The organism is Faecalibacterium sp. An121 (assembly GCF_002160915.1).
Taxonomy (GTDB): Bacteria; Bacillota; Clostridia; order Oscillospirales; family Ruminococcaceae; genus Faecalibacterium; species Faecalibacterium avium.
The window spans coordinates 30000-56280 of sequence record NZ_NFLM01000006.1 but is presented as its reverse complement, the minus strand read 5'-3'; the positions used below and the strand labels follow the sequence as shown (position 1 = coordinate 56280).

The 26281-nt window shown below is 54.0% G+C and carries 24 protein-coding genes, 2 tRNA genes and 3 pseudogenes; 27 read left to right on the top strand and 2 right to left on the bottom strand.

Annotated elements, in window-relative coordinates:
- Positions 1 to 3: 3 nt before the first annotated feature.
- On the top strand, positions 4 to 1146 hold the full coding sequence (locus B5E66_RS04755; protein ID WP_087229353.1) for an SLC13 family permease: 1143 nt from the start codon (positions 4 to 6) through the stop codon (positions 1144 to 1146).
- Positions 1147 to 1265: 119 nt separating this feature from the next.
- On the opposite strand, the gene B5E66_RS04750 is transcribed toward B5E66_RS04755, so the two are convergent.
- Positions 1266 to 2090 (bottom strand): polysaccharide deacetylase family protein, encoded by an 825-nt coding sequence (locus tag B5E66_RS04750; protein ID WP_087229350.1) that lies wholly within the window; start codon positions 2088 to 2090, stop codon positions 1266 to 1268.
- Positions 2091 to 2255: 165 nt separating this feature from the next.
- Here B5E66_RS04750 and B5E66_RS04745 point away from each other — a divergent pair.
- From B5E66_RS04745 to B5E66_RS04655, 19 genes and pseudogenes are all read left to right on the top strand, one after another.
- Positions 2256 to 2338 (top strand) — tRNA-Leu (locus tag B5E66_RS04745).
- 343 nt (positions 2339 to 2681) lie between these two features.
- Positions 2682 to 2755, top strand: a tRNA-Arg gene (locus tag B5E66_RS04740).
- Between the two features lie 469 nt (positions 2756 to 3224).
- Entirely contained in the window at positions 3225 to 3518 is a 294-nt protein-coding gene (locus tag B5E66_RS04735) for a hypothetical protein (protein ID WP_087229347.1), read from the top strand.
- Positions 3511 to 3729: a hypothetical protein gene (locus B5E66_RS04730; RefSeq protein ID WP_087229344.1), complete on the top strand. Its 219-nt coding sequence runs from the start codon at positions 3511 to 3513 to the stop codon at positions 3727 to 3729. Before B5E66_RS04735 ends, B5E66_RS04730 begins: the two co-directional genes overlap by 8 nt.
- 81 nt (positions 3730 to 3810) lie before the next feature.
- Positions 3811 to 4569: a BRO family protein gene (locus tag B5E66_RS04725; RefSeq protein WP_087229341.1), complete on the top strand. Its 759-nt coding sequence runs from the start codon at positions 3811 to 3813 to the stop codon at positions 4567 to 4569.
- Between the two features lie 58 nt (positions 4570 to 4627).
- Complete coding sequence (locus B5E66_RS04720) at positions 4628 to 5506, top strand: DUF6017 domain-containing protein (RefSeq protein WP_087229338.1); 879 nt, start codon at positions 4628 to 4630, stop codon at positions 5504 to 5506.
- 34 nt (positions 5507 to 5540) lie between these two features.
- The gene (locus B5E66_RS04715) at positions 5541 to 6368 is read left to right on the top strand and encodes a ParA family protein (protein WP_087229335.1); all 828 of its coding nucleotides are present in this window, start codon (positions 5541 to 5543) and stop codon (positions 6366 to 6368) included.
- A complete protein-coding gene (locus B5E66_RS04710; protein WP_087229332.1) occupies positions 6325 to 7242 on the top strand; it encodes a ParB/RepB/Spo0J family partition protein in 918 nt (305 codons plus the stop codon). Before B5E66_RS04715 ends, B5E66_RS04710 begins: the two co-directional genes overlap by 44 nt.
- A 51-nt stretch (positions 7243 to 7293) precedes the next feature.
- Positions 7294 to 7746, top strand: a complete 453-nt coding sequence (locus B5E66_RS04705) for a hypothetical protein (protein ID WP_087229328.1) — start codon at positions 7294 to 7296, stop codon at positions 7744 to 7746.
- Between the two features lie 93 nt (positions 7747 to 7839).
- Positions 7840 to 8310 (top strand): PcfB family protein, encoded by a 471-nt coding sequence (locus B5E66_RS04700; protein WP_087229325.1) that lies wholly within the window; start codon positions 7840 to 7842, stop codon positions 8308 to 8310.
- Positions 8307 to 8603: pseudogene (locus B5E66_RS04695) on the top strand (VirD4-like conjugal transfer protein, CD1115 family); the annotation flags it as partial. The gene B5E66_RS04700 and the pseudogene B5E66_RS04695, both read left to right, overlap by 4 nt.
- A gap of 32 nt (positions 8604 to 8635) precedes the next feature.
- The gene (locus B5E66_RS04690; RefSeq protein ID WP_073113131.1) at positions 8636 to 10510 is read left to right on the top strand and encodes a recombinase family protein; all 1875 of its coding nucleotides are present in this window, start codon (positions 8636 to 8638) and stop codon (positions 10508 to 10510) included.
- A gap of 78 nt (positions 10511 to 10588) precedes the next feature.
- Positions 10589 to 10804 (top strand): transposon-encoded TnpW family protein, encoded by a 216-nt coding sequence (locus B5E66_RS04685; protein WP_002584971.1) that lies wholly within the window; start codon positions 10589 to 10591, stop codon positions 10802 to 10804.
- A gap of 134 nt (positions 10805 to 10938) precedes the next feature.
- The gene (locus B5E66_RS04680; RefSeq protein ID WP_002584970.1) at positions 10939 to 11241 is read left to right on the top strand and encodes a hypothetical protein; all 303 of its coding nucleotides are present in this window, start codon (positions 10939 to 10941) and stop codon (positions 11239 to 11241) included.
- A 168-nt stretch (positions 11242 to 11409) separates the two neighbouring features.
- Complete coding sequence (locus B5E66_RS04675) at positions 11410 to 12243, top strand: methyltransferase domain-containing protein (RefSeq protein WP_002584969.1); 834 nt, start codon at positions 11410 to 11412, stop codon at positions 12241 to 12243.
- A gap of 121 nt (positions 12244 to 12364) precedes the next feature.
- Positions 12365 to 12670: a DUF3847 domain-containing protein gene (locus B5E66_RS04670; RefSeq protein ID WP_002584968.1), complete on the top strand. Its 306-nt coding sequence runs from the start codon at positions 12365 to 12367 to the stop codon at positions 12668 to 12670.
- Positions 12671 to 12909: 239 nt separating this feature from the next.
- A complete protein-coding gene (gene mobQ / locus B5E66_RS04665; protein WP_131743550.1) occupies positions 12910 to 14424 on the top strand; it encodes a MobQ family relaxase in 1515 nt (504 codons plus the stop codon).
- 14 nt (positions 14425 to 14438) lie between these two features.
- Entirely contained in the window at positions 14439 to 16340 is a 1902-nt protein-coding gene (locus B5E66_RS04660) for an AAA family ATPase (RefSeq protein ID WP_002584966.1), read from the top strand.
- 86 nt (positions 16341 to 16426) lie between these two features.
- Positions 16427 to 17896, top strand: a pseudogene (locus B5E66_RS04655) (VirD4-like conjugal transfer protein, CD1115 family); the annotation flags it as partial.
- 37 nt (positions 17897 to 17933) lie between these two features.
- Here the strand turns inward: B5E66_RS04655 and B5E66_RS04650 are convergent.
- The gene (locus tag B5E66_RS04650) at positions 17934 to 18506 is read right to left on the bottom strand and encodes a TetR/AcrR family transcriptional regulator (RefSeq protein ID WP_087229316.1); all 573 of its coding nucleotides are present in this window, start codon (positions 18504 to 18506) and stop codon (positions 17934 to 17936) included.
- Between the two features lie 120 nt (positions 18507 to 18626).
- Here B5E66_RS04650 and B5E66_RS04645 point away from each other — a divergent pair, with 120 nt between their 5' ends.
- The 7 genes and pseudogenes from B5E66_RS04645 to B5E66_RS04620 all read left to right on the top strand — a co-directional run bounded on the left by B5E66_RS04645 (position 18627) and on the right by B5E66_RS04620 (position 25720).
- Positions 18627 to 19556: a poly(ethylene terephthalate) hydrolase family protein gene (locus tag B5E66_RS04645; protein WP_087229313.1), complete on the top strand. Its 930-nt coding sequence runs from the start codon at positions 18627 to 18629 to the stop codon at positions 19554 to 19556.
- An 11-nt stretch (positions 19557 to 19567) separates the two neighbouring features.
- Complete coding sequence (locus B5E66_RS13510; protein ID WP_255396627.1) at positions 19568 to 19702, top strand: hypothetical protein; 135 nt, start codon at positions 19568 to 19570, stop codon at positions 19700 to 19702.
- Positions 19699 to 20691: an alpha/beta hydrolase gene (locus B5E66_RS04640; protein WP_242958089.1), complete on the top strand. Its 993-nt coding sequence runs from the start codon at positions 19699 to 19701 to the stop codon at positions 20689 to 20691. The genes B5E66_RS13510 and B5E66_RS04640 overlap by 4 nt, the downstream gene beginning before the upstream one ends.
- Before the next feature lie 197 nt (positions 20692 to 20888).
- A pseudogene (locus tag B5E66_RS04635) lies at positions 20889 to 21041 on the top strand (Maff2 family mobile element protein); the annotation flags it as partial.
- A gap of 364 nt (positions 21042 to 21405) precedes the next feature.
- On the top strand, positions 21406 to 23367 hold the full coding sequence (locus B5E66_RS04630) for an RNA polymerase sigma factor (protein ID WP_087229303.1): 1962 nt from the start codon (positions 21406 to 21408) through the stop codon (positions 23365 to 23367).
- Between the two features lie 18 nt (positions 23368 to 23385).
- Complete coding sequence (locus B5E66_RS04625) at positions 23386 to 24054, top strand: hypothetical protein (protein WP_087229300.1); 669 nt, start codon at positions 23386 to 23388, stop codon at positions 24052 to 24054.
- A 145-nt stretch (positions 24055 to 24199) separates the two neighbouring features.
- Positions 24200 to 25720: an OmpA family protein gene (locus B5E66_RS04620; protein WP_158098329.1), complete on the top strand. Its 1521-nt coding sequence runs from the start codon at positions 24200 to 24202 to the stop codon at positions 25718 to 25720.
- The last annotated feature ends 561 nt before the right edge of the window (positions 25721 to 26281 follow it).

Below are 26281 nucleotides of genomic sequence, written 5' to 3'. Positions count from 1 at the left end.
ATCATGACAAAGTTGATACGATTCATCAAACAGGAGGCCGTCCTTTCGGTGGCGGCGGTCCTGGCGCTGCTCTCGGCCTTTTTTGTACCCCCGGATGGGGCGTATCTCGGCTACATCGACTTCCGTACCCTGGCCATCCTCTTTTCGCTGATGACCGTGATGGCCGGGCTGCGGCAGCAGGGGATCTTTGACCGGATGGGCCGGGCCCTGCTGGCTCTGACGGGCAGTACTTTGCAGCTGGTCCTGGTGTTGGTGGGGCTGTGCTTTTTTGGCAGTATGTTCATCACCAACGATGTGTCGCTGCTCACCTTCGTGCCCTTTACCTTTGTAGTCCTGAACAGCCTGAGCGCCGAGGCGCGGGAAAAACTGATCCTGCCGGTGGTGTGTATGCAGACCATCGCGGCCAACCTGGGCAGTATGCTGACCCCCATCGGCAACCCCCAGAACCTCTATCTGTATGGCCGCAGCGGCATGGGGATGGGCGCCTTTGTGGCCCTGATGCTGCCCTATACGCTGGCCTCGCTGGCGCTGCTGGCCGGCTGGGCGGTATGGCTCTGCCGGGGCGGCAGTCCGGTCCGCAAGGGGACCGGCGGCCCCTTCCTGGCCCCGCAGCAGAGCGTTGCAGCGGACGGGCGGATCATCTGGATGGATGCGGCCCTGTTCGTGGTCTGCCTGCTGGCGGTGGTGCGGGTGCTGCCCTATCCGGTGGCGTTTGGAGCGGTGCTGGCGGCTACGCTGCTGGCGGACCGGGCCACGTTGGGCCGGGTGGATTACTCCCTGCTGCTGACCTTTGTGGCCTTTTTCGTCTTTATCGGAAATCTGGGCCGGGTGGAGGCTTTTTCGGACTGGCTGCGGCAGATCATCGCCGGACGGGAGGTGCTGGTGGCGGTACTGGCCTCCCAGGTCACCAGCAACGTGCCGGCGGCGCTGCTGCTGTCCGGTTTTACCCAGGATGTGCAGGCTCTTATCATCGGCACCAACCTGGGCGGTCTGGGTACCCTCATCGCGTCGATGGCCAGCCTGATCTCCTACCGGCAGATCGCCCGGGAGGAGCCGGCAGGGAAGGGGCGTTATTTTGCCCTGTTCACCCTGTCCAATCTGCTCTTTTTGGCGGTGCTGCTGGCGCTGTGGGCCATCCTGGCTTAGGATGGATCGGTAACGCCCTTCTGCCAAAAAGACATAGCAACAAAGAACGCCGGGCTGTCTGTGGGCAGTCTGGCGTTTTTTTTGCTGCGGGGGAGGGCGGCGGGTGGATGCAGCTCCTTTCAGCCGGTTCTGCCGTACAGCTGGGATACGGTGCAGAAGGTATAGCCGTTTTCCTTGTACCAGCGGATGATAGAAGGCAGCGCCTGGGCGGTGGTGGCCGTGGTGGCCGAATCGTGCATCAAAACCACACACCGGTCCAGCCCCTGGCTGCCCTCGGTCACATTGCGGCAGACCGCGTCGGCCGAGAGCTTTTGGCCGGTGGCATCTTCGGCGCAGACGTTCCAGTCCACCCAGCGCAGGCCCTGCTGCTCGGCCTGCTCCTTGAGCTGCTGCATGATGCCGCTGCCGCCGTATTTGTGGCTGACCGTGTTGGTGCTGCCCCCGGGGAACCGCAGGCAGCGGAGTTCTTCGGCGTCCACATAGGGGGCCAGGCGCTGGCGCAGCAGCTCGATGTCGGCCCAAAAGGCGTCGGCACTGCGGTAGATGTCGCTGTACTTATGGGAGGCGGAATGCAGGGCAATCTCATGACCCGCCTGCTGGGCCTGCTGCACCAGAGGCAGGTACGATTCGTTGGATTCGCTGGCCACTACAAAAAAGGTGGCGGGCACCCCTTCCGCGGCCAGAGCCTCCAGTACGGCGGGGGTGGTGCGGCTGGGGCCGTCATCGAAGGTCAGGCAGACCAGGCGCTGGGGCAGGGGCTGGCTTTGCGGCGGCGATGGCTGAGAGATGGCTGCGGGAAGAAGGCGGACGCTGGGCGCCGGGGCCTTCCCGGCAGAGGGACGCGCCGACAGCGCCGCGCCCAGGGCAAACCCCGCCGCTGCACAGGCGGCGCCCAGAAGAAGGCAGCACGCCGCAAAACGCCCTTTGGCAAATGAAAACTGCATACCAAAAGCCTCCTTATAAAAAGATCCAGTATCAGGATATGAAGGAAAGAAAATTCTATGAAAGCCTATAAAATCGCTTTCACGCCTTGACTTTGCGCCGGCGGTGTGATATTATATTCAAGCAGTTCAGCGCACGGTGCTTTGACGGCACCGCAAGACAGATATGCGAGGGTGGCGGAACTGGCAGACGCGCACGTTTGAGGTGCGTGTGGGTAACCTTGAGGGTTCAAATCCCTTCCCTCGCACCACAACGGGTGCTCTTGCAGCGTCAGCTGCAAGGACACTCGTTTTATTGTAATAAGCAGCGACTTTGTCTTCGTAGCTCAGCTGGATAGAGCACTCGCCTCCTAAGTGGTAGACGGTCAAGGACCTCTTTCCGCTGGGAAAAATGCAGATGGCAGTTCAAAATCTATCAAGCGCACCCCCGAAAAACCGGCTTCTGACGGCTGAAAGAGGTGCAAAAAAGCCCAAAAACTGGAAATTCGGCACCGGCTGGGACGGCTGAAAAGCCTCCAAAGGCAAAAAACACAAAATAAAGCGAAAACCGAAAACCAGTTAAGATTCAAACAAAAAATCATCAAAAAGCTATAAGTCTCCGTAGCTCAGTTGGATAGAGCGCGAGCCTCCTAAGCCCGAGGCCCCCGGTTCAAGCCCGGGCGGGGACATTCCTTTACGCGGAAAATTGGTAAGACGAGAAAGTCTTGCTCCAGTTTTCCGCGTTTTTTGTTGGGAAAACCAGGTTTTTCCAGCCCAAAACGGGAACGAGGCTAAATTTTAAAAAAGTTCTTAGCCGAAAACCAATGAAAAAGGGCCTGGGCCTAGAAGGAATTTTCGAGGTCCTTTTTCAGGCCGGACTAAAAAAGAACAAAGCTCCAATTCCCAACGATGTCATTTAACGATCATCCACCAAAAATTGGAAGCCCAAACAGGAAAAAATGGAAGATGCTTCCAGAAATGCGAAAAAACCTGCATCGGAAAATTAGCTCCCAGCCTATAGAAATCAGAAACATCCAGGAGACTGACGGCTTTTTTGGTCGGTCTTTGCGGAATATACATAGCGGCTCTGACTTGCCAGGGTATGGCAGATCAGGGCCGCTTTTTTTGTTTCCCGATACAATGAAAGGAGTCAGTACTATGGAAGATCGGAACTACATCATGATCGACGGTGTTCGCTACCACGCAGACCGCCCGGCCGACTGCCGGTTCTGCCAGTTCTGGAAAAACAGGAGGCGGGGCTGCATCCTGGGCAGAGAGAACTGCTACTACCTGGCCCAGGTAGTCATTACCGAAGAAGAACGGAAGTGTGAGGGCTGCCGGTACGCGGTGGGCACCCCCTGCGTCAGTGCCTGCTGCTATAAGGACCTGGAACGGGACCTGTGGAAGCAGCGTGAAGCAAAAGCAGCGAGGAGGAAGAACGGTCATGGGTAAGAAAACGGGAGACATCCGCCGAGCGGAGAAACTGGTTCAGAAAAAAGAGCGGCAGACCAAAAAGGCCAAGAGGCCGGCCTGCTGCGGCAGCTGTGAATACAACCAGCCCAACTTCAAGTACAGAACCTGTCTGTTTGTCCGGTGTCCGATGGACAAGACCCGGAGGACGCTGCGGGACAAGCCGCTGCGCAAAGATAAGTTCTCGGCATAACGGAAGAATGGACGGCCCCTTCGGGAAGGAGCGAAGGGGGCCTCTTTGATGAACCAGCAACAGAGTAAAGGAGACTCAGTTATGGAAAACATGATGGCCAGCTTCAGCAGCAAAGAGTTCGGACAGATTCGCGTGATTCAGGAAAACGGCAAGTGCCTGTTCTGTGGGTTGGACGTAGCCAAGGCGCTGGGCTACAAGAACAACCGTAAAGCTTTAACTGACCACTGCCGGTGCGTAACGAAACGTTACGCACCGCATCCCCAGTCGCCGAACAAGACCATTGAGATGGCGTTTATCCCTGAAGGCGATGTTTACCGGCTGATCGTTCACAGCAAGCTGCCCACTGCGGTGCGGTTTGAACGCTGGGTGTTCGACGAGGTCCTCCCCACCATCCGCAAGCACGGCGGCTACCTGGGTGAATCGCTGCTGGAGCAGATCGAGAGAGACCCGGAAATCCTTTTCCGCTTTGCCGACGCCCTGGTCAAGGAGCGGAGGGAAAACAAAGCGCTGCGGAAGGAGCTGCTGAACCTGAAGCCCAAGGCAGAGTTCTACGACGCCTTTGTGAATCCGGGTGACTGCACCAACATCCGGGCCACGGCCAAGGAGCTGAATGTGCCCGAGCGGCTGTTCTGCAAGTATCTTCAGCATAAGAAGTATCTCTACCGTGCCCCTGCCGGAAACCTGATGCCCTACGCGGGACCCTTCCGTCGGGGCTTTTTCATTGTTAGGGACTTCTACAACCGGGATACCGGTTTCTTCGGCTGCTACACCCTGTTCACCCCGGCCGGAAAAGATGAGCTGCGCCGGCAGCTGGCCGAGATTGAGGCATGGCAGAGGTAAGATTGCCTCCCTGCCCACAGAATGACAGACACGGATGAACTAAGAAAGGAGAAACATCATGGCGAACTACTTCACTGGCGGACAGGCTGACCTGTTTTCTTTCTATCGGCTGCCCAAGATCCTCATTGCCGACCCGCGGTTCCGCGGGATTTCGGCAGAAGCCAAGATTCTGTACGGCCTGCTGCTGGACAGGATGAGCCTGTCGGTGAAAAACGGCTGGCTGGATAGCACTGGCCGGGTGTACATCATCTTTACCGTTGAAGAAATTATGGAGAGCCTGGCCTGCGGCAACAAGAAGGCGGTGGGCCTGCTGCGGGAGCTGGAAGAAAAGGCCGGTCTGATCGAGCGCAGGAGGCAGGGCCTGGGGAGGCCCAATCTGATCTATGTGAAAAACTTTACAGAAGTGTCGGAAAGCCACTTCCAGAAGTGTCAAAACGACACGTCCAGTGGTGTCATTTCCACACGGCAAGAGGTGTCAAAAGGACACGGTAATAAGACGAATCAGAATAAGACTGAGATGAGCGAGACTGATCCCTTCTTTTCCGGCTCAGACGCCGGAATGGAAGCCGAAGGGAAAGACGACCGCGCTCTGTATCAGGATTATTTTTCTCAGGAACTGGGCCTTGATGCTCTGATGGAGGCCAACCCCGAAGACGAGGATATGCTACGGGAGATGCAGGAGCTGCTGGTGGATACCGTGTGCAGCCATCGGAAGATGATCCGAATCGCAGGAGATGATAAACCGGCTGAAGTGGTTCGAGGCCAGCTGATGAAGCTGAACAGCGACCATATCCGTTTTGTCCTGATGTGTCTGAAAGAAAACACCACCCAGGTGCGGAATATGCGGCAGTATCTGCTGGCTTCGCTCTACAATGCACCCATGACCATGCACAGCAGCTACGCGGCCCGGGTGCAGCACGACCTGAACGCAAAGTAACCGGCACCTGCCGGGTGTGAAAGGGGGTGATGATTTGGCCCAAAAAGCAACCGTAATCGCCATAACTAACCAGAAAGGCGGCACTGGCAAGACCACGACCTGCGAAAATCTGGGGGTGGGCCTTGCCATGGAGGGCAAAAAGGTGCTGGTGGTGGACGTAGACCCACAAAGTTCGCTTACCATCAGCATGGGCTGGCCCAAACCTGATGAACTAGAAACCACCCTTTCCACCCTTATGGGCAAGGTTTTGGAGGACAAGCCAATCCAGCCCGGAGAAGGAGTCCTCCATCACGCAGAGGGTGTGGACCTGATCCCGTCCAGCATCGAGCTGGCCGGGATGGAAGTGGGCCTTGTGAATGCCATGAGCCGGGAAAAGGTCTTGAAGCAGGTGCTGGAAGTCAACAAGCGATCCTATGACTATATTCTGCTGGACTGTACCCCCAGTCTCGGTATGCTCACGATTAACGCTTTGGCCGCAGCAGATAGTGCCCTGATCCCGGTACAGGCACAATATCTGCCCGCCAAGGGCCTGGAGCAGCTGCTACAGACCATCAGCAAGGTGCGAAGGCAGATCAACCCGCGATTGCGGATTGAAGGCATCTTGATGACCATGACCGACAGCCGAACCAGCTTTGGAAAGGAGATCGACGCCTTGGTCCGGCAGGCCTATGGGGGCAAAATCAAGGTATTTGCCCAGGGAATACCCCGGTCTGTGCGGGCAGCGGAAACCAGTGCCGAAGGCAGGAGTATCTATGCCCATGACCCCAAGGGGAAAGTGGCGGAAGCCTACCGGGCACTGACGAAGGAGGTGCTGCAAAGTGCCGAAAAACGGCGCAAACATCAGCTTGACCAGCTACGATGACATTTTTTCTACCGAAGAAAGCCGCCAGACCGAGCAGATTCAGCAAATCCCCATCGCAGACCTGCATCCCTTCAAAAACCACCCCTTCAAGGTGCTGGATGATGAGGCCATGCAGCGGACGGTGGAGAGCGTAGCACAGTTTGGCGTGTTGGCCCCGCTGGTTGTCCGACCGCGGGAGGAAGGAGGCTATGAGATTATTTCGGGCCACCGGCGGCAGCACGCCGCCGAGCTGGCAGGGCTGAAAACCCTGCCGGTGATTGTACGCAACATGGATGATGACCAGGCAGTGATTCAGATGGTGGACAGCAATTTGCAGCGCGAGAGCATTCTGCCCAGTGAGCGGGCTTTTGCGTACAAAATGAAGCTGGAAGCCATAAAAAATCAAGGTGCTAGGTCGGATTTAACTTCGGCCCAAGTTGGGCCGAAGTTGACAGCCGCAGAAAAAATAGCCTTGGATAGTGATGACAGTAAGTCTCAAGTCAAAAGATTTATTCGCCTCACCAATCTGATCCCCGAACTTCTGGAACTGGTAGACCAAAAGAAAATATCCTTCAATCCCGCTGTGGAGCTGTCGTACCTGACAACCTCCGAGCAGCGGGATTTTTTTGAGGCTATGCAGGATACCCAGAACGCTCCTTCCCTGTCCCAGGCCCAGAGAATCAAAAAACTGAGCCAGGCTGGACAGTGCAGCTACGATGCCATTTTCGACATCATGGGCGAGGAGAAAAAGGCTGAAATGGACCGTGTGACCATTAAGAACGACGTTCTGCGCAAGTATTTCCCCAAGTCCTACACCCCGCGTCAGATGGAGGAAACCATCCTGAAGCTCCTGGAACAGTGGCAAAAGAAACGTCAACGCAGTCAGGAACGCTGACCGGCTGGCAAAACAACCAGAACACAACTTGAAAATTTGGAGGTAACGCCTATGGCAACCAAGAAAACCGCAGCCACCATCACTACCCGGCAGATTTACGATAAAGTCTGCGCCATGGAAAAAATGCTGAAAGCATGCCTGGAAGGTCCGCCCCCGGCAGAGGAAGAAACCAAGCCCTATCTGGCCGCCGCGGCTCCCGATCTGCCCCTGTCTGTCATCCGTCTGGCAGATGCCCCGGACATCCTGCCCTGCTTCGATGAAACCGATATGCTCTACGGGTTCAAAGACATCCCCGTTATGATGAGCTACTGCCCGGAGCAGGTTTTGCGGATCGGAGAGGAATACTATCTGACCGGCCCCATGATCTTTTTCAGGATTGATGAAAAGGGATATACGGTATCCCTCACGGTGGATGATCTTTACCGGGTGGCAGAATTCCTCAAAGATCACACCGTCATCCTGATGACCGGCCCGGACAGCTTTATGGGCATCCGGCTGGACTGACCATGTGGGCGGGAATGGCACATTTTGCGGCAGGAACCTGGTTTGGGTTCCTGATTGCAGCCCTGCTGCAGGCCAGAAAGGATGGTGAAGCCCATGCAGGAAGATATAGAGAACAGAACGATCAACTTTGCCATCAGCACCACCAAACTGACGGGGAGGACACTTCTGGCGGCAGCGCGTAAATTCTTGCAGTGGAGAGCGGGCAAGGCGCACAGCAAGCCGGTGGGCAAACAGAGCGTCAAGCAGCTGCTGCGGCAGGATCAGGGAGCCACCAACATCGAGATCGAGAAAACCGGCATCCGGGACTTCAAGCGGATTTTGGACAAGTACGGCGTGGACTACGCTATCACCAAGAACCACGACACCCCGCCGCGGTATGTGGTTTTCTTCAAGGCGCGGGACGCCGATACCCTGACCGCAGCTTTCAAGGACTACTCCGCCAAGCTGGTCAACAAAGAAAAACGCCCCAGCGTTCTGGAGCGTTTGGAGCAGTTCAAGGCCCTGGCTGCTGAGTTGGTGCCTGGCAAAATGAGGGAAAAGAGACAGGAGCGTGCCGACCGATGAACCAGAACACAAAACGATTGGTAATCCTGAACCTGCCCTATATCCTGATGGGTCTGTATGCCACCAACCTGGGCTGGGCCTGGCGAATGGCGGCGGGTGCTGACATGACCGAAAAGATGCAGTCTCTGATGACCGTTCTCCCGGATGCACTGGGGCGGATTATTCCCAGCTTCCACCCGCTGGATTTGCTGGTGGGGCTGTGTCTCGGCGCAGGGCTGCGGCTGGCGGTCTACCTGAAAGGCAAGAACGCCAAGAAGTACCGCCACGGCAGCGAGTATGGCTCGGCCCGCTGGAGTGCATAATTTTAAGTGTAAAGGAAGCCTATATGGACGCACAGGAGGTTATGCACATGACTGATTATAGTAAAATTACAGCCCTTTACTCCCGCCTTTCCGTGGGCGACGAGGACAGGGACGGCGGTGAGAGTAACTCGATACAGAACCAAAAAATCTTTTTGGAGAACTACGCCAGAGGGCAGCACTTAACCAATATCCGGCACTACATTGACGATGACGAAAGCGGCAGATTTTTTGACCGTTCTGCCTACTCCCGCATGATGGACGATGTAGAGAACGGGAAAATCGGTGTCTGCATTATGAAAGACCTGACACGCTGGGGGCGTGACTATCTCCAAGTCGGCAATGCGATGGAGATATTCAGACGGAACAATGTGCGCTTTATCGCAGTCAACAACGGGATAGACAGCGAAAAGCCCGATACATTGGAGTTTGCGCCCTTTATCAACATCATGTCGGAGTGGTACGCAAAGGACATCAGCAAGAAAGTAAAGACCGGCATTAAGACGAAGGGCATGAGTGGAAAGCCGATTGCCACCGAAGCCCCCTATGGCTATGTCAAATCCCCGGACAACAAGGATTTTTGGATTATCGACGAGGAAGCCGCCGGAGTTGTTCGTTTGATTTTTCGCCTGTTTCTGGACGGAAAAAACCGAAACCAAATTGCCGTATATCTCACGCAGGCGCAAATCCCAACGCCCACATTCTACATGAAAGAGCGCGGGCGGGGAACCTGTAAAAACAGGGCGCTCAATGAGGCCAACCGCTATAAGTGGAACAAAGCCACCCTGACCCATATCCTCACACGGCAGGAGTATTGCGGTGATGTTGTCAACTTCAAGACCACAAAGCACTTCCGCGACAAGCGGAACCACTATGTAGACCGGAGCCAATGGCAGATAACCGAAAATGTGCATGAGCCGATTATTGACCGCACCGACTTTGAAACCGTACAGCGGATTTTGGAAAATGCGCCCGTCAAACGCCCCAACGGGGACGGGGAAATCCACCCTTTGTCGGGCTTGCTTTTCTGTAAGGATTGCGGTGCGAAAATGCACATTCGCATAGATTATCGGAATGGCGGCAAGCGTCATGTTGCCTATTGCAGCGAGTACCACAAGGGAAAAGCCAAAAACCCCAAATGCAATTCCCCGCACATCATTGACGCGGATTTGCTCATGCAGACCATCGCGGAAGTGCTGAAGAAAATCGAGGACTATTCTATCAGCAACTGGGCGGAATTTGAAGCCTTAGTGAAAAAGAACCTTGCCATGCAGCAGACCGACAAGACCAAGAAACAGCAGAAGCGTATCCCGCAAATCACGACGCGCCTTGAACAGATTGACAAGGTGCTGAACAAGCTCTATGAGGACAACGCCCTCGGCACGATCCCGCAAGACCGCTATGAGCAAATGTCGCAGAAGTATTCAGAAGAATACTATGCGCTGAAAGCGGAGCTTGCCGAGCTGCAAGAGCAGCTATCCGCTTTTGAGAACGCGGGCGGACGGGCGCAGAAGTTTTTGAAGCTGACGGAACGCTACGCTGCCTTTACCGACCTGACCCCCGCCATTCTCAACGAGTTTATCAGCCGGATTGAAGTGCATGAGCGCGACAAGAAAAGGGCAAAACAAGCCATTCAGCACATCGGGATATATTTCAACTATATCGGCAAATTTGAGAACGAAGTGACACAGCTTACAGAGCCAACGGAGCAGGAAATCCGGCAAATGCGGGAGGAAATCGAAGAAGCCAAAAAGGAAAAGAGCCGCGCCTATCACCGGCAGTATTCAAGGGAGTACCGGGCGCGAAACCTTGAAAAGCAGCGGGAGTATGACCGTATCAAGGCGCGGGAATACCGGGCAAGGAGAAAGGCGCAGACCGCCGCCGCACAGCCCGCACAGTAAAACAGAATAACCGACAACCAAGAGGGATTTTCCGGCTACGGGAAGTCCCTCTTTTGCGCCCGGAGAAAGGAGCCGCCTATGACAGAACAGAACGGGACGCCCACCGCGCCCCGGAACCCCGACAGTATTATCACGACGCAGAGAAACGGGCAGACTATTGTTGCGGAGTTATTTTTCAATCACAGCAGCACAGAAACATTCCGCGACAAGCTGCTCAAGACGATACTTGCCGACAGTTCGTGTTTATCTGCGTCTGACGGTCAAGAGCCGGAAAAATCGGAAATCTTGCGATAACAGCCGCCCCGACGATACATTCCACGTCCGGGCGGTTTTTATCGTCAAAAACGCCGTTTTCTCCAAGTCAAGAGCCGGAGAAAACACCCGAAAAATGCCCCTATTGCGTAACAGGGGCACAGAAAGGAGTTTGCATGAGAACAGGGCTTACCAAGCAGGAAAAGACCACCGATATTTGGTTTGACGAGAAAGACCCCCTTATCCATATCCGCACCCACAACACCGCCTTGAAAAAGCGTCTGCTTGCATACAGCCGCCGTTATCCGGCGATCTGCCAGCAGACTGACGCAGACCCGGAAACGGGCTGCATGGAGTTTGACATTGAGAAAGGCCGCTTCTCTTTCCGTCTGACCGCCCCATACAGCGAGGAACGGCGGGCGGTATGCCAGAGAGAGCAACGTCGCCGACAGGCTGAAATAGAGTTGAAATGTTCATAGTTTTGTGCTATACTTTTTCTAAAAGCAGAGTAATACTGCGGAATTGATTGGAGGACAACACAATGGTTACATTTATGAGATTAAGATAAAACCGCGAGTTATGTTGCGGTTATCCGTATTGCATAACTCGCTTATTGAAGCAGAGATGTAATTACGGAGGAAAAACAAATGAATAATAATTTATCACGCTTTGCAGACAGCAAGGTTTATTTTCAATGCCCAATTTGCACAAAATCAATGGATATACAAGGCAATAGCCTAATTTGTAGACATGGACATTGCTTTGATATTTCAAGATATGGGTATGTAAATTTGTTGTTAAAATCATCGCCCAAAACCAACTACAGCAAGCGGTCTTTTGACAACCGGCACCAAATTTTGGAGTATGGCATGTATGATGTTGTGTTGGAGAAAATCATACAGTTTATTTCTGATACGCCATCTATAAGAAACATTTTAGATGTTGGTTGCGGCGAGGGTTTCTATGCAAGGCAGATACAGCAAAGAACAGAACGAAACATCTTTGCCTTTGACTTGTCAAGGGAGGCAATACAGATTGCATCAAAAAAAGACAAGCGCAAAGCAGTGAAGTGGTTTGTTACTGACTTATCAAAAATCCCTTTGAAAGACGGAAGTATGGATTGTATTTTAGACATATTTTCGCCTGCACACTACAAAGAATTTCAGCGATTGCTATCTCCTAACGGATATGTTGTGAAAGTAATTCCTACGAAAAATCATTTGAGGGAAATCAGGACTAAAGTGCAAGCACACTTGAAAAATCCAGATTATTCAAATGAGTCTGTCGTTGAATATTTTGAGAAATATCTTAAAACCATTTCAAGAGAAACGGTTTCAGCCACCGTACAGTTGTCATCAGAACAAAGAATGTCGTTTATTGAAATGACGCCGCTTCTCTTTTGCGTTGAAAAAGATTGCGTTGATTGGCGTACTCTCACACATTTGACAATCGAAGCTGATGTTTTAATAGGAATGTATTAAAGGGCGTATTGATATTTAATATTCCCATTTATTGAGCAGAACGGAGTAAACCAAACACCCTAATCAAAAGGACAGCCGAGGAAATCGACTGTCCTTTTTCTATGCCGACAGGTAGAAAGGAGTGACCACCCATGACGAAACCGAGAGAAAAAAACGCGAGGAATTGCAAGCCGAGATTGAGGACGGGAAGAAGAAAATCCGGCAGCTTGAAAATCGGGAAAAGGTGTTGCGGCAAAAGTTATCCCAAGAGGAACGCAGGACGCGCAGCCATCGGCTGATCGTCCGGGGTGCGGTCTTTGAGAGCATTGTGCCAGAAGCAAAGACCATGACCGACGAAGAAGCCGCCGCCTTTCTCCGGCTTGCCCTGACGAGCGAGGAAGCGCGGGGCTATCTGAAAAAACGCACCGAGGGCGGGAAAAGCGAATAATCCCTTTGGTACAAAGGGCGCACTTATACACCCTTACGGGTGCGTGCGCTCTGCCGAGGGCTTGTCGGCACAGAGAGAAAGCCGCTTGCTTCCCTCTCTGACCGACATTGGCGGCTTTGCCGCAACAAGGGGCTGCACCCCTTGCGCCGCTTACGCGGCTATCCCTGCACACCCACAAAAACAGTATACCCGCCTTTGGCGTCTGTACCATTTTTGCGGGTTTTCATTTTATCCGGGAGGTGATACCCATAGCCATCTATCATTGTAATATCAGCATTGTCAGCCGGGGCAAGGGCAAATCAGCCGTTGCCGCAGCCGCCTACCGAAGCGGCGAAAAGCTGACAAATGAGTGGGACGGAATGACACACGACTACACCCGCAAAGGCGGTGTTGTCCATACGGAAATTATGCTGCCACCCCACGCCCCGCCCTCTTTCTCTGACCGTTCAACCTTGTGGAACAGCGTGGAGCTTTACGAGAAAGCCGGGAACGCCCAGCTTGCCAGAGAGATTGACGCGGCGCTCCCCATAGAGTTATCCAGAGAGGAACAAATCCGACTTGTCCGGGAATACTGTTCCTCTCAATTTGTTTCCAGAGGAATGTGCGTTGATTATGCCATTCACGACACCGGCAAGGGCAATCCCCATTGTCACATCATGCTTACCATGCGCCCCCTTGACGAGCGCGGCGCATGGGCGGCAAAGTCCCAAAAGGAATATGACCTTGATGAAAACGGCGAGCGTATCCGCTTGCCAAGCGGCAGATACAAGACGCACAAAGTTGACCTGACCGGCTGGAACGACAAGGGCAACGCCCTCTTGTGGCGTAAGGCATGGGCGGATATTTCAAACGCCTACCTTGAACGAGCCGGAAGCCCGGAGCGTATCGACCACCGCAGCAACGCCGAGCGCGGCATTGGCGAGATACCCACCGTCCACATGGGCGTGGCGGCTTGCCAGATGGAGAAGAAAGGTATTGCCACCGAGAAAGGCGAACTGAACCGGAATATCCAAAAGGCAAACCGCCTTATACGGGAAATCCGAGCGCAGATTGGAAAGCTCAAAGAATGGATTGCCGACCTGTTCAAAGCGTGGGAAACCGCCCCGGAACAGCCGCAACAATCCCCCGGCCTTGCAAATCTGCTGATGAAGTATTTGAGCGTTCAGAGAGAAAAGAGCCGGAAGTATTCGCAGCGTTGGCAACAACAGCACACAGCCGATGAACTGAAAACCATAGCGGCAGCGGTCAACTATCTGACCGAGCATGGTATCTCTACCCTTGATGAGCTGGACGCAGCCCTTTCCTCTGTCAGCGAACAGGCCGACACTATCCGGGCAGGAATGAAAACCGCCGAGGAACGCATGAAGAAGCTGCAAAAGCTGATTGAATACGGGAAGAACTACACCGAGTACAAGCCCGTTCACGATGAGCTGAAAAAGCTGCAAAACGGCTGGACAAACAAGCGCGACAAGTACGAGGAAGCCCACCGCGCCGAGTTGACCCTATGGAACGCAGCAAGCCGCTATCTCCATGCAAATCTGCCGAAAGGAACAAAGACCTTGCCTATTGCGGAATGGGAACAGGAATATGCCGACCTCAAAACACAGAGGGACAGCGATTATGCCAAACTGAAAGATACCCGCGCCGATGTTTCCGAACTTCAAAAAATCCGCAAATGCGTGGATATTGCACTCCGCGCCGACCAGCCGGAGCAGACACAGACCCGCACAAAGCGGCACGACATAGACCGATGAAAGGAGTGAGTTTTTTGTACTACACCCAAGAACAGATAGACCGGGCGAACCAAGCCGACCTTGTTTTGTTCCTGCAATCGCAGGGGGAACCGCTGGAACGCGCCGGACAGGAATACCGATGGAAACGGCACGACAGCTTGACCGTCCGGGGCAACAAGTGGTATCGCCACAGCCAGAGCAAGGGCGGCGGCCCCATTGATTTTGTCATGGAGTTTTTTGGCAAGAGTTTTACCGAAGCCGTTGAACTTCTCACAGGAGAAAAGGGAGCCGCACCGCCGCCGGATAGACCAAGCTCCGCGCCCCTCTCCGACTTCCGGCTACCGCCCCGCAGCCCCGACAACCGAACAGCGAGGAACTACCTCACAGCCGCCCGCCGCATTGATGAAGATGTGACGGGCTTTTTCTTTGCCAGCGGCGATATTTACGAGGACGCAGCCCACCACAACGCCGTATTTGTGGGGCGGGACGAGGACGGAATACCGCGCTACGCCCACAGCAAGGGAACGGCGGGAAACTTCCGCCTTGATGTGAAAGGCAGCGACAAAGCCTTTAACTTCTGCTACCGGGGCGAGGGCGAAAGAGTGTTTGTCTTTGAAGCCCCCGTTGACCTGCTTTCTTTCCTCTGCCTGTTCAAAAAGGATTGGCAGAAGCAAAGCTACCTGTCATTGGGCGGCGTGGGAGAAAAAGCCCTGCTCCGCTTTCTCTCTGACCGTCCGAACATCAAGACCGTTTATCTCTGCCTTGACAGCGACGAAGCCGGAAACGACGCTTGCAGCCGCCTTGTGAAGCTCATGCCGGAGGGCTACACCGTCCACCGGCTTATCCCTCTTTTCAAGGATTGGAACGAGGTATTGCAGCACCGGGCAGAAATCACAGACGGGAAGTATTTGCGAGAAGCGGTCTACGGCTTGAAAGAGCCGCCGCAGGAAGAAACCGTTGAGATTATCCGCATGAGCGAGGTGGACACGCAGACCGTCGAATGGTTATGGGAGCCGTATATCCCCTTTGGGAAAGTAACCATTGTGCAGGGCAACCCCGGCGAGGGCAAGACCACCTTTGCCCTACGCCTTGCCGCCGCTTGTACCAACCGCAAGCCGTTCCCCCACATGGCAGTGCATGAGCCGTTCAATGTGATTTACCAGACTGCCGAGGACGGTTTGGGCGACACCATCAAGCCCCGCCTTATGGAAGCCGAAGCAGACCTTGACCGCATTCTTGTCATTGACGAGAGCAAGCAGGGGCTTTCCCTGTCCGATGAGCGCATAGAGAGAGCTATCCGACAGACCGGGGCGCGGCTGATTATCCTTGACCCCATACAGGCGTATGTGGGCGAGAAAACCGACATGAACAAGGCCAACGAGATACGCCCCATGTTCCGCCGCCTTGCCGAGATTGCCGAGCGTACCGGGTGCGCCGTTATCCTAATCGGACACCTCAACAAAGCCGCCGGAGGACAGAGCGCCTACCGGGGTTTAGGCTCCATCGACTTCCGCGCCGCAGCAAGGAGCGTCCTGCTGATCGGGCGCGTGAAACGGGAACCGAATGTGCGCGTTATCGTCCATGACAAATCTTCTCTTGCGCCGGAGGGTAAGCCCATAGCCTTTTGCCTTGACCCGGAAACGGGCTTTTCGTGGATAGGCGAGTATGACATTACCGCCGACGAGCTGCTGTCCGGCGCGGGCGGCAACACCGCCACCAAGACCGAACAGGCGGAACGGCTGATACTTGACCTGCTTGCAGACGGGAAAGAGCTTGCCAGCGAGGACCTTGTAAAGGCCGCAGCCGAAGCCGGAATATCCGAGAGGACGGTACAGAACGCCAAGCGCAACATGGGCGGTGTTTTGGGCGCAAGGCGCGTCGGCGGTCAATGGTACAACTTCATCAAGAAGAAGCAGCCGCCCGAACCCGCAAGCTGAAAACGCAAAGTGCAGACCCTTTGCGCTTTGCACTTTCGCGCTTTCGCCTTGATTGTGCGTCAATAACTCCAAATAACACTTGACAAAACGCTTCATGGGGCAATGCCAAGGACATTGAGCCTTTTATGGACCCCAAGTTCGAGGAGAACATCATCCTGACCAAAACGGAACGGCTGATGCTTTCCAGCCGGCCCCCTGATCCCAAGAATGCCCGGAACAAGAACGTGCTGATTGTGGGCGGCTCCGGAAGCGGCAAAACACGGTACTTCATTCTCCCTAATCTGCTACAGCTGCATTCTTCGTATGTTCTCACCGACCCGAAGGGAACTACGATTCTTGAGGTCGGCAATGCGTTTGTGAAGAAAGGCTACCGCATCAAGATTTTTAATTGTATCAACTTCAAGAAGTCGATGCATTATAATCCATTTGCGTATATCCACTCGGAAAAGGACATCTTGAAGCTGGTGACAACCCTCATGACCAATACCCGAGGCGAAGGCAAAGGGGGCGATCCGTTTTGGGACAAAGCGGAAAAACTCTTGCTTACGTCGTTAATTGCCTATATCCACTATGAGGCACCAGAAGAAGAACAGAACTTTGCGACGCTGCTGGAATTTTTGAACGTCATGGAAGTCCGGGAGGATGACGAGGAGTATCAGAACCCGGTGGACCAGATGTTTGAGAAGCTGGGAGAGCAGCAGCCGAACCATTTCGCAGTACGCCAGTATCGTCTGTATAAGCTGGCCGCCGGCAAGACCGCAAAGTCGATCCTCATTTCCTGCGGTGCCCGGCTGGCACCATTTGATATCGCGGAACTGCGGGAGATTACCGCCTATGACGAGCTGGAACTGGACACCTTGGGTGACCGCAAAACGGCACTGTTCCTCATCATGTCGGACACGGATTCAACCTTCAATTTCTTGATCTCTATGGTGTACACTCAGCTGTTCAACCTGCTCTGCGAAAAGGCCGATGACGTGTATGGGGGGCGGCTGCCCATTCATGTGCGCTGTCTGATCGACGAGTGCGCCAACATCGGCCAGATTCCCAACCTAGAGAAGCTGGTGGCTACCATCCGCAGCCGGGAAATCTCGGCCTGCCTGGTGCTGCAGGCACAGTCTCAGCTCAAAGCACTGTACAAGGACAATGCCGATACCATTATCGGCAATATGGATAGCCAGGTGTTTCTGGGCGGCTCCGAAAACACAACCCTCAAAGAACTAGCTGCAGCACTAGGGAAAGAGACGATCGACCTCTACAACACATCGGACACCCGCGGCAACAGCCCCAGCTATGGCACATCGTACCAAAAAACCGGCCATGAACTCATGAGCCGGGATGAACTGGCCGTCATGGACGGCGGTAAGTGCATCCTGCAGCTGCGCGGTGTCCGGCCTTTTCTCTCCGACAAGTACGATCTGACCCAGCACCCAAACTATAAGCTGACCGGGGACTACGATAAGAAGAACACGTTTGACATCGAGAAGTTCCTCGATCACCGCCTGAAACTCAAACCTTCGGACACCTACGATGTAGTGGAAGCGGACGAAGAATGAAAAGCCCCCGGTTAAGGGGGCATACATAAAACTTATTTCATACCAGAGGTGGATTCTCGGTTGCATCATGGATTTTTTCTGCTTGAGATGCTGCAATCATTTGGGCCAGTTCGGTCCCGCTCTCCTGCATTCCGCGTTTGAACCATTCCACCACCCATCCGTAGAGCATATAGGCCACCGAAGATTTCAGATATGCTACAGGATTGGGCAGTTCCGGCGTGATGTCCGACTGGGCGAGGATGGTATCCAAAACGATCTGGGAAAGGCCGGCTTTGTACAGGGAAAGAAAAAATGGCGTGTGCAGCTTATAGAAGTCCAGAAGGCTGATCAGGACCTCGTTGAAGGCAGCGTGGTCTTGCGCTTCGTATTCCGCTTTCCATGCCGCGGTCAGCCGGTTTGCTTCCTGGCGAAGGACATCCTCTTTGCTGGAAAAGTTGCGGTAAAAGGAGGCTCGTCCTACACCTGCCTGTTCACAAATCTGGCTGATGGTGAGATCGGACAAATCCTGCTCCTGCATCAAATCCAAAATGGCCGCGGTAATGTGCTGAACCACATAGAGGTTGCGGCCTTCGTTGCTCATCGGTGATACATTCCGCTCTGTTTGTCTCATTTTTCTTCCTCCTGTTGACAGAAACCGGTTTTGCTGACACAATAGTAACGCCGATACAAATGTGTCTGCATCTGTGAATACTATACCCGATCATTGGAAAGAAGTCAACAAGGAAGGAATATGAAAAAAGTGTTGAAAGTAATGGGAGTCGCACTCCTGGTCATGGTGATTCTGATAGGAGTATTTCTCTTTTGGCTCACCCATAGGGATGCTTCATTAAAGGAAAACTATCGGGATGAGATCCAAACGGGAGGCGCCCTGGAAGCCTCTTATTTGAAAGATGGTCCCTATGCTGCGTCTTATTATGAAGATCCGGCGTTCCAGGTGTTTGAAAAATACGAGATCAGCTATCCCGCTGAACTGGAAACGGAAAATAAAAAATACCCTGTGATTGTGGTATGCAATGGGACTGGGTGGAAGGGGTCCCTCTCCAAGGCACAGCACAAGTTCTATGCCTCTTACGGTTTCATTGTCATCGCAACAGAGGAAACCTATTCCTGGAATGGGTTCGGTGCAGAGATGTGCATTCGCCATTTGGAAAGGCTGAACAACTATCAGAGGCTAAACGACAAGGAAAATGTTTTCTATCAAAAAATTGATTTTGACCATGTAGGGATCATCGGCCATTCTCAGGGCGGTGTTGGTGTGCTCAACGCCATTACCAATACGGAACATAAGAGCATCTACAAGGCTGCTGTGGCCCTCTCTCCGACCAATCAACAGCTTGCGGAGGCATTGGAGTGGCCTTACCATGCCGACCAGATCACAGCTCCCATCCTGCTGGTGTCAGGTGCCGGCGGGGGAGATGACTGGGTGGTGACAGGGGAAGGCCTGAAGGAAATTTACGACCAGATTCCTGGCGATAAGGTGATGATGCGGCGGACAAATACCGATCACGGCAGAACCGCCACCGCTGAGGATGGCTATATCATGGCGTGGTTTATGTGGCAGCTTCAAGATGACGAAGAGGCGGCCAGAGCCTTTGCGGGCAAAGACGCAGAGATCCAAAGAAATCCGCTCTATCAAGATATCCAAATTGATTTGAAGTAAAGGAGAAAACAATGTCTTTGCAAACGAAACAGATCGTCCTTTTGGCAGTGATCCTCCTGGCCGGCTTTGTTTTAGGACGACTTGCCGTCCGGGCGTTTCTCAATCTCCTGCTGGGCGGGACCATGTTCGGAGGGAATTTCTTATGAAGAATGCTGGAAGAACTGTAAGAAAGAGAGGAAAAAAGATGTCTGTGCTCCTTTATGCGGCAGCCTTTGCGATTGCCTTTGGTGCAGGTATAGCCAGCAAGACCGTCAAGCCCGCCTGGGCAAAAGAATATACGGTACCCAAGGATCGCGAGATCGGCACCGTTCACCGGGATATTGCCTATGGAAAAGCTCCCTCCAACAAATTCGATCTCTATCTCCCGGCAGACAACACGAAAGAAAGCTATGGATTGGTGGTCTATCTTCATGCCGGCGGCTTTACCTCAGGAGACAAAAAAGAGGATGAAGAAATGCTCCGCTGGCTGTGTTCCAAGGGGTATGTAGCAGCCGGGATTAATTATACCCTCCGGGATGAAGCACATCCGGATGCCAGCGTTTATTCCCAGTCTGTTGAAATACGGGAAGGCATTCCTTTTGTAGTCGCTGAGGCAAAAGCCCGGGGATACTCTATTGATGGGATGGCGATTGGAGGCGGCTCAGCAGGCCACTGTCTGGCCATGCTCTATGGGTATCGGGATGCCGATGCTTCCCCTGTGCCAGTAAGAATGGTGTTTGGCGCAGTAGGCCCCTCTAGCTTTTACCCGGAGGACTGGAGATGCTATGGGTTTGACCAGAATACGCAGGAGAGCAACCAGGCGGCAGCCGTTTTGTTCGGTGTTATGGCCGGAAAAGAAATTTTCCCCCAGCTGTTTGGGACACCCGCATACGACCAGGCCGTGAAAGAGATTTCCGCCTTGTTGTGGGTGGATGAAAACACTGTACCCTCCCTGATGGCCTATGGCAGCCTGGATCGTGTTCAGTCGTTTGAGGCGTCGATTCGCTTGGATGAAGCGCTGTCGGCCTGCGGCGTTCCCCACGACTACATTGTTTTGCCCCATTCCGGCCATGGGCTGCAAAATGACGATCGAGAGCTTCGGCGTTATTATCAGAAACTGGAAGAATACTTGAAAACTTATCTTCCGATCAAATGAAAATAGATTGAAAAATCTATTTCCTTTAAAGGGCAATACATATTATTTGATCCTCCCAATCTCGGGAGGATTTTTTATTATCCAGGCCCCAGGTGCACCGGCAAATCAACCCTGCTGCGGTTAGCAGCCAAAAGAATGATGATTTCAGGTGTGTACCGACCGGCCGCAAGTTCTTTTTAATTTAGGAGGAAACGACTATGGATTTTTTCAATTCGGCCATTGAGGTTCTGCAGACCCTCGTTGTTGCCCTGGGCGCTGGTCTCGGCGTGTGGGGCGGCGTCAACCTGCTGGAAGGTTACGGCTCGGACAACCCCGGCGCAAAGAGCCAGGGCATGAAGCACTTGATGGCCAAGTAGTTGTAACAAAAATGAGAAAGGAAAAGCACAATCCAGACGGGACAGATATGCCAAAAATGACGATTACAAATAAAATTTTGCTTGAAAGGAAGCCAAAGCAGACGAATCAATGAGCCATTCATCGAATAAGACAATTGCTCTTTTATAAAGTGCGATTTCAATGAATTGGATTGCGTTACAGATTGAAATTTGTTATAATTGCATAAAAAGGCGACCGTATTGTGCAAAATAATAATTTTTAGAATTCTTACAACCTGTCTGCGCGTCTGGTCGTTCTATAGATAAGAGGAACGAACTGAATGGAATCGTCTGAACTGACAGCGAGATTTTCAATCCGCAAAAGGAGGCAACAGGAAAAATGGGTCAATCCGATCAAAATATCCCGGATCTGGTTTTAAAGGCAAAGCGCGGCGATCAACAAGCCATGGAACGGCTGTACGAAATGACCTACAGCAGAGTCTATTGCACGATTCAGGTTATGGTCAAGGATGAGCAGGAGACTTTGGATCTGCTGCAGGACAGCTACATCAAAGCATTCAAGCATCTGAACCAGTTTGAAGGCACGGAAAAATTTCTACCCTGGATACAGCAGATCGCCCGAAATACAGCGAAAGACTGGCTGAAAAAGAAACATCCGGCTTTCTTTGCGGATCTGAGGGGCGAAAAGGAAACCGAATGGGAAAGCCCGGCGGAAGAACAGATCATGGACGCCAATGATGGAAGCTGGCCGGAGAAGGTTTTGGACCGGGAGGAAACCGCCCGTCTGATCCGGGAAATTCTGGACGGCCTGCCGGAAGACCAAAGAGTTGTCATCGAGATGTTTTATTATGAGGAGCTGTCTGTCAAACAGATTGCCCTGGCGCTGGATCTCTCAGAGAGCGCCGTCAAAAGCCGGCTTTTTTACGGCCGGAGAAAGATCGAGACAAAGGTCCTGGCGCTGGAGAAGAAGGGAACCAAGCTCTATGGTCTCGCTCCGATTCCCTTCCTGCTCTGGCTGCTGCGCTGCCAGGAGGAGGGAAACGTCCTTCCCGACAGGAATCTGCTTCGACAGATCCTGGCGGAAACCACTGCCGGGGCAGATGCCGCGGCGGCCCATACCGCAGCAGCCGGTACCACCGGGGCCAAAACAGCCGGGAGCGGTGCAGCAGCCAAAGCCGGTTTGGGGGCCAGAGCCTTCGGCAGTTTGGGAGCGGCCAAACTGGGGGTCATCGCGCTGGCTGCTGCCGCTGGCGTTGGCCTGGGGGCGTATGGGTTCATCCATTTGGCCCCGGGGGAAGCGTCGCAGCCTGCTTCGACGGTTGGGACATCTTCCATCGTTCAGGCCGCTGCGGCAGATTCAGACCCTTTGGCTTCCGAGGCAGCCAAAGACCCGGTGGATCAGGCACTGGAAGCATACAAAGAGATTCTTTCTCAGGCGGACAGCTACACCTATACCCAGGATTCCGTAACCCCCACCGGGCGCTATCAATACGCCCTGGTGCAGCTGGAGCCGGAAGACCCGGTGCCCACCTTGCTGCTCTCCCAGGAAACCGAAGAATATCTGTGGTTCATCCGGGTCTTCCAGTATGACCCGGAAAGCGGAACGGTCCTGGAACCGCCCGAGAGTCTGACCGAAGGGGTGGCAGAAATCGGCGGTTATCGGGGCGGCTTGGGTCAGATGGCAGATGGACGGGGGCTGCGCACCATCTCGGTCAGCGGCGGCACCGGGGCCACCGTCATTGACCGGATTACCCTGGAAGGGGAGCACCTGGTCACTATTACTGCCTGGGGTGGGAGTTTTGTCCATACGATCCCCGAGGAATTCTCCTTTGTGGAAATCCAGTGGCACGATGGAAGCGACACCGCCCCGCTGGACCGCTGGCCCGATTTTGACGGAACTTCCGGCGGAGAAAACGAAACAGAAACCAGTTCCTCCCAGTCAGCCGCTTCGCAGCCCGGCGCTGCGGCGCCGTCACTTCCGGAGGATGGGAACCGGATTGTTTTTACAGGGACGGTGGACAGCTACAGCTATCAGGAGGTGGTCAACCTCCAGGGCTGCCCGGACCCCAACGCACCCTGGACCGACACCACCCAGACCTTCCGGCTCATTGTGCTGGATACGCCGCAAGTGATGGAGCTGGAGACGGGAGATCCGTCCCCTGCCTCCCGGGCACGAAGCGGGGAAGTCCGTCTGATTGATGTTTCTCTTGCTGAAGGGCTGGAATCCTTCGACGGCCAGCATTTGACCTTCAGCATCGACCCGGAACAGACCTATTGGCCCAGCGATGCCTCCATGCCGGTGGGCCAGCCGTCCACCCGGGACGTTCATATCCTGCGCTGAAACGGAAGGAGAAAAACCATGAAACAAACTTTATCTCTGGTGCTCTGCCTGCTGCTGACGGTTTCCCTGATGACCGGCTGCGGCTCCCAAGAAAAGGCGGAAGCAGAACCGGCTTCCCAGAGCGAGGCGGCCAGCGCTGCGGAAGAAAAACCCATGGAACCGGCTGCGCCCATCAATGGCAAGGAAAAATATGACATCGACGCCACCTGCTATCAAGAAGGCTTTTATCGGGTCGGGCAGGATATGCCGGAAGGGGAGTATATGGTCCTGGCCCTGGGAATGATGGGCACCATGCGGCTGGCAACCGATGAGGAGATGGAGGACGACAGCATCCTCATGAGCGAGGTGTTCACCCATAACACCGTGGTCACTGCCTGTACCGGGGAGTTTTTGCGGCTGGAATCGGCCATTGCGGTCCCCATGGGCGAATGGCCGGCAGAGCTGGTCATCAGCGTCCCGGAAGACGGCGATGCAGTGCTGATGGTAGGCTATGATATCCCGGAAGGGGAGTACATCCTTTCTCCCAGCAGCCTGGAACGTTCGGGCGTCTATGGAGAATATACGGTTTTCTACTCCAGCCGGTATGACAAGACCCATAACGGCACCTATGTAAAGGAAGCAACCCCCATCACGCTGGAAAAAGGCGAGTATCTCTGGATCAACAACTGCCGGCTTGAGGCCGCCTAGTCGTTTGGCCGATGGAATCAAAACACTTCTGTGCAAAACGATGAACTTTTTTGTGAAGTCTGCCCGGACAGCCGTGGTTGTTCGGCAGTAGTATTTGTGTTAGTATAGAAAAAACTCCAAACCGGGTAAAAAGGAGGAATTTAAAGTGAGAAAGATTCTTGCATGGTGTCTGGCAGCCGCCCTCGTTTTGCCGCTGGCTGCCTGCGGCAAAGGTGAGCCAGCCCAATCGGCTGCCGGCAGCAAGCCGGCCGCCCCGGCTTCTTCGGCTGTTTCGGAGGCCGAAAGCCAGCCCGAAAGCGAACCTGAAAGTGAATCGGCTTCCAGTGCTGCGTCAGAGGAGGAAAAGACTGCATCTTCTCGATTGGAGCAAGAAAATGCTTCCAGCGGCGCCTCGTCGGCGGCCCGGAGCAGCTCGTCGGATATCAAGACCCTTGCAGGCGGTTCCGCGCAGGGCGGGGCGGTTTCCCTCTCTTTGGAGCAGATGACAAAAACGTTGGTGGAAAAATCCAACGTCCAACAGTGGTATTATTTTACCACGGGAGATCAGGACGCATACGAGGTGCTGCTGGCTCCGGGCGGCCAGTATGGACAGTCCATTGTTTTCCAGATTTACAACAGCCGGGGGGAAGAGCTTTGGGAAGAGAAAACCAAAGGCGACGGGTCGGTGACTGTTTCCCAGCTTCAACTGACTCCCAAAACCACCTATTATGTGGCACTTGTCCAAAGTATTGGCGGCGGAGAACTGACGTTCTGTATCTCACCCATGAGTGACGGCAAGGCAGCTGGCCTGAAGGGGACAACAGCCGCTGCCCAGGAGAAGAAGCCCACAGACACCGCCGCAATCCTGGAACAGGCTGGCGGCGATGCACAGATCCAGGCGGTTCACTTCCCGCTGGAGCAGAAAGTAAAAACGGTGGTGGAGCGGTCCAATTACCGGCTGTGGTATTGCTTCACCACAGGGGAGCAGACTCAATACGAGGTGCAGATGGCTCCGGGCGGCCAGTATGGACAGTCCATTGTTTTCCGAATTTACAACAGCCTGGGGGAACAGCTTTGGGAAGAGAAAACCAAAGGTGACGGTTCGATGACCCTTTCCCAGATCCAGCTGGCTCCCAAAACCACCTACTATGTGGCACTTGTCCAGAGTATTGGCGGCGGGGAACTGACCTTCTCCATCTCGGCGGGGAATACCCAGGGAGCCTCTGTTTCCGAAATTCAGCGCGAACCCGAGCAGTTGGAAGATCTGATCTTTGAAGAACCCTTCTCCCTGGACGAAACCCAGATTATGTTTGTGTCCAACAAGGCGGTCTTTGTGGATGAGGAGGCCGCCAAAGCGGCCCTGGCGCCGGTGGCTGAGGTGATCCTGGCCCATCCCGACCACCCCGTCCTGCTGGCGGGAACCACCGCCACCGATGGCGAACAGGAATCCTGCGTCCAGCTCTCCAGCCAGCGGGCGGAGGCGGTCAAGAATCTGTTGGTCAGCGCCTATGGTGTGCCGGCAGATCAGCTGCTGACGGTGGGTCTGGGCTATGCGGCAGACCCCTTCCCCCGGGGGCAGGACCGGGACAGCAAGGGGAACTTTGTGGAGTCGGAGGCAGTGAAAAACCGCAGAGTGGTTGTGCTGGATGCCAATGATCCCACGGCACAGGCAATCCTGAATGCATGATGATTCCCGGGCGGGGACTGCAAATCGGAATCACACGGAATATCCCATCATGCCGGAAGAATCCAAAGAAACCGCGCCAGGGTTTCGTGGCACACGACTTTCATAGAAAGTCTAGTGTGTTATACCTTTGTGCAGCAGACGGTAGCTGCGTGGGGCAGTTCCGCTCTGCTCTCCTGACAACAAGGTGCCCCTGCGGGGCAGCATAAGCGACAAAGAAAGGCTGACAGTTTGTGCCTAAAAGCACAGGCTGTCAGCCTTTTGCTGTCTGCGGAACAAAGGTATATAAAGCCCCGCCGCAGCGGCATAGTCCAAAAAAATTTTGCAGGAGTTCCTGAATGGTTCCGATTTGCACCCTGATTTACTCCTATTAGTGAAGGGACTTATAGCCTGGATAGGACCATACATAGGAGAATTTGCCCTTTTCGCTATGTACGTGCGTACAGAAGCGGTACATACGTACATAGCGAAAACCCAAAAACGCACTATATACGCAATTCTTTGCGCTCCTAAAGCGCTCATTTCACAAGCACACAGGTTCGACCAAGTTGCCATGGTGGGGTG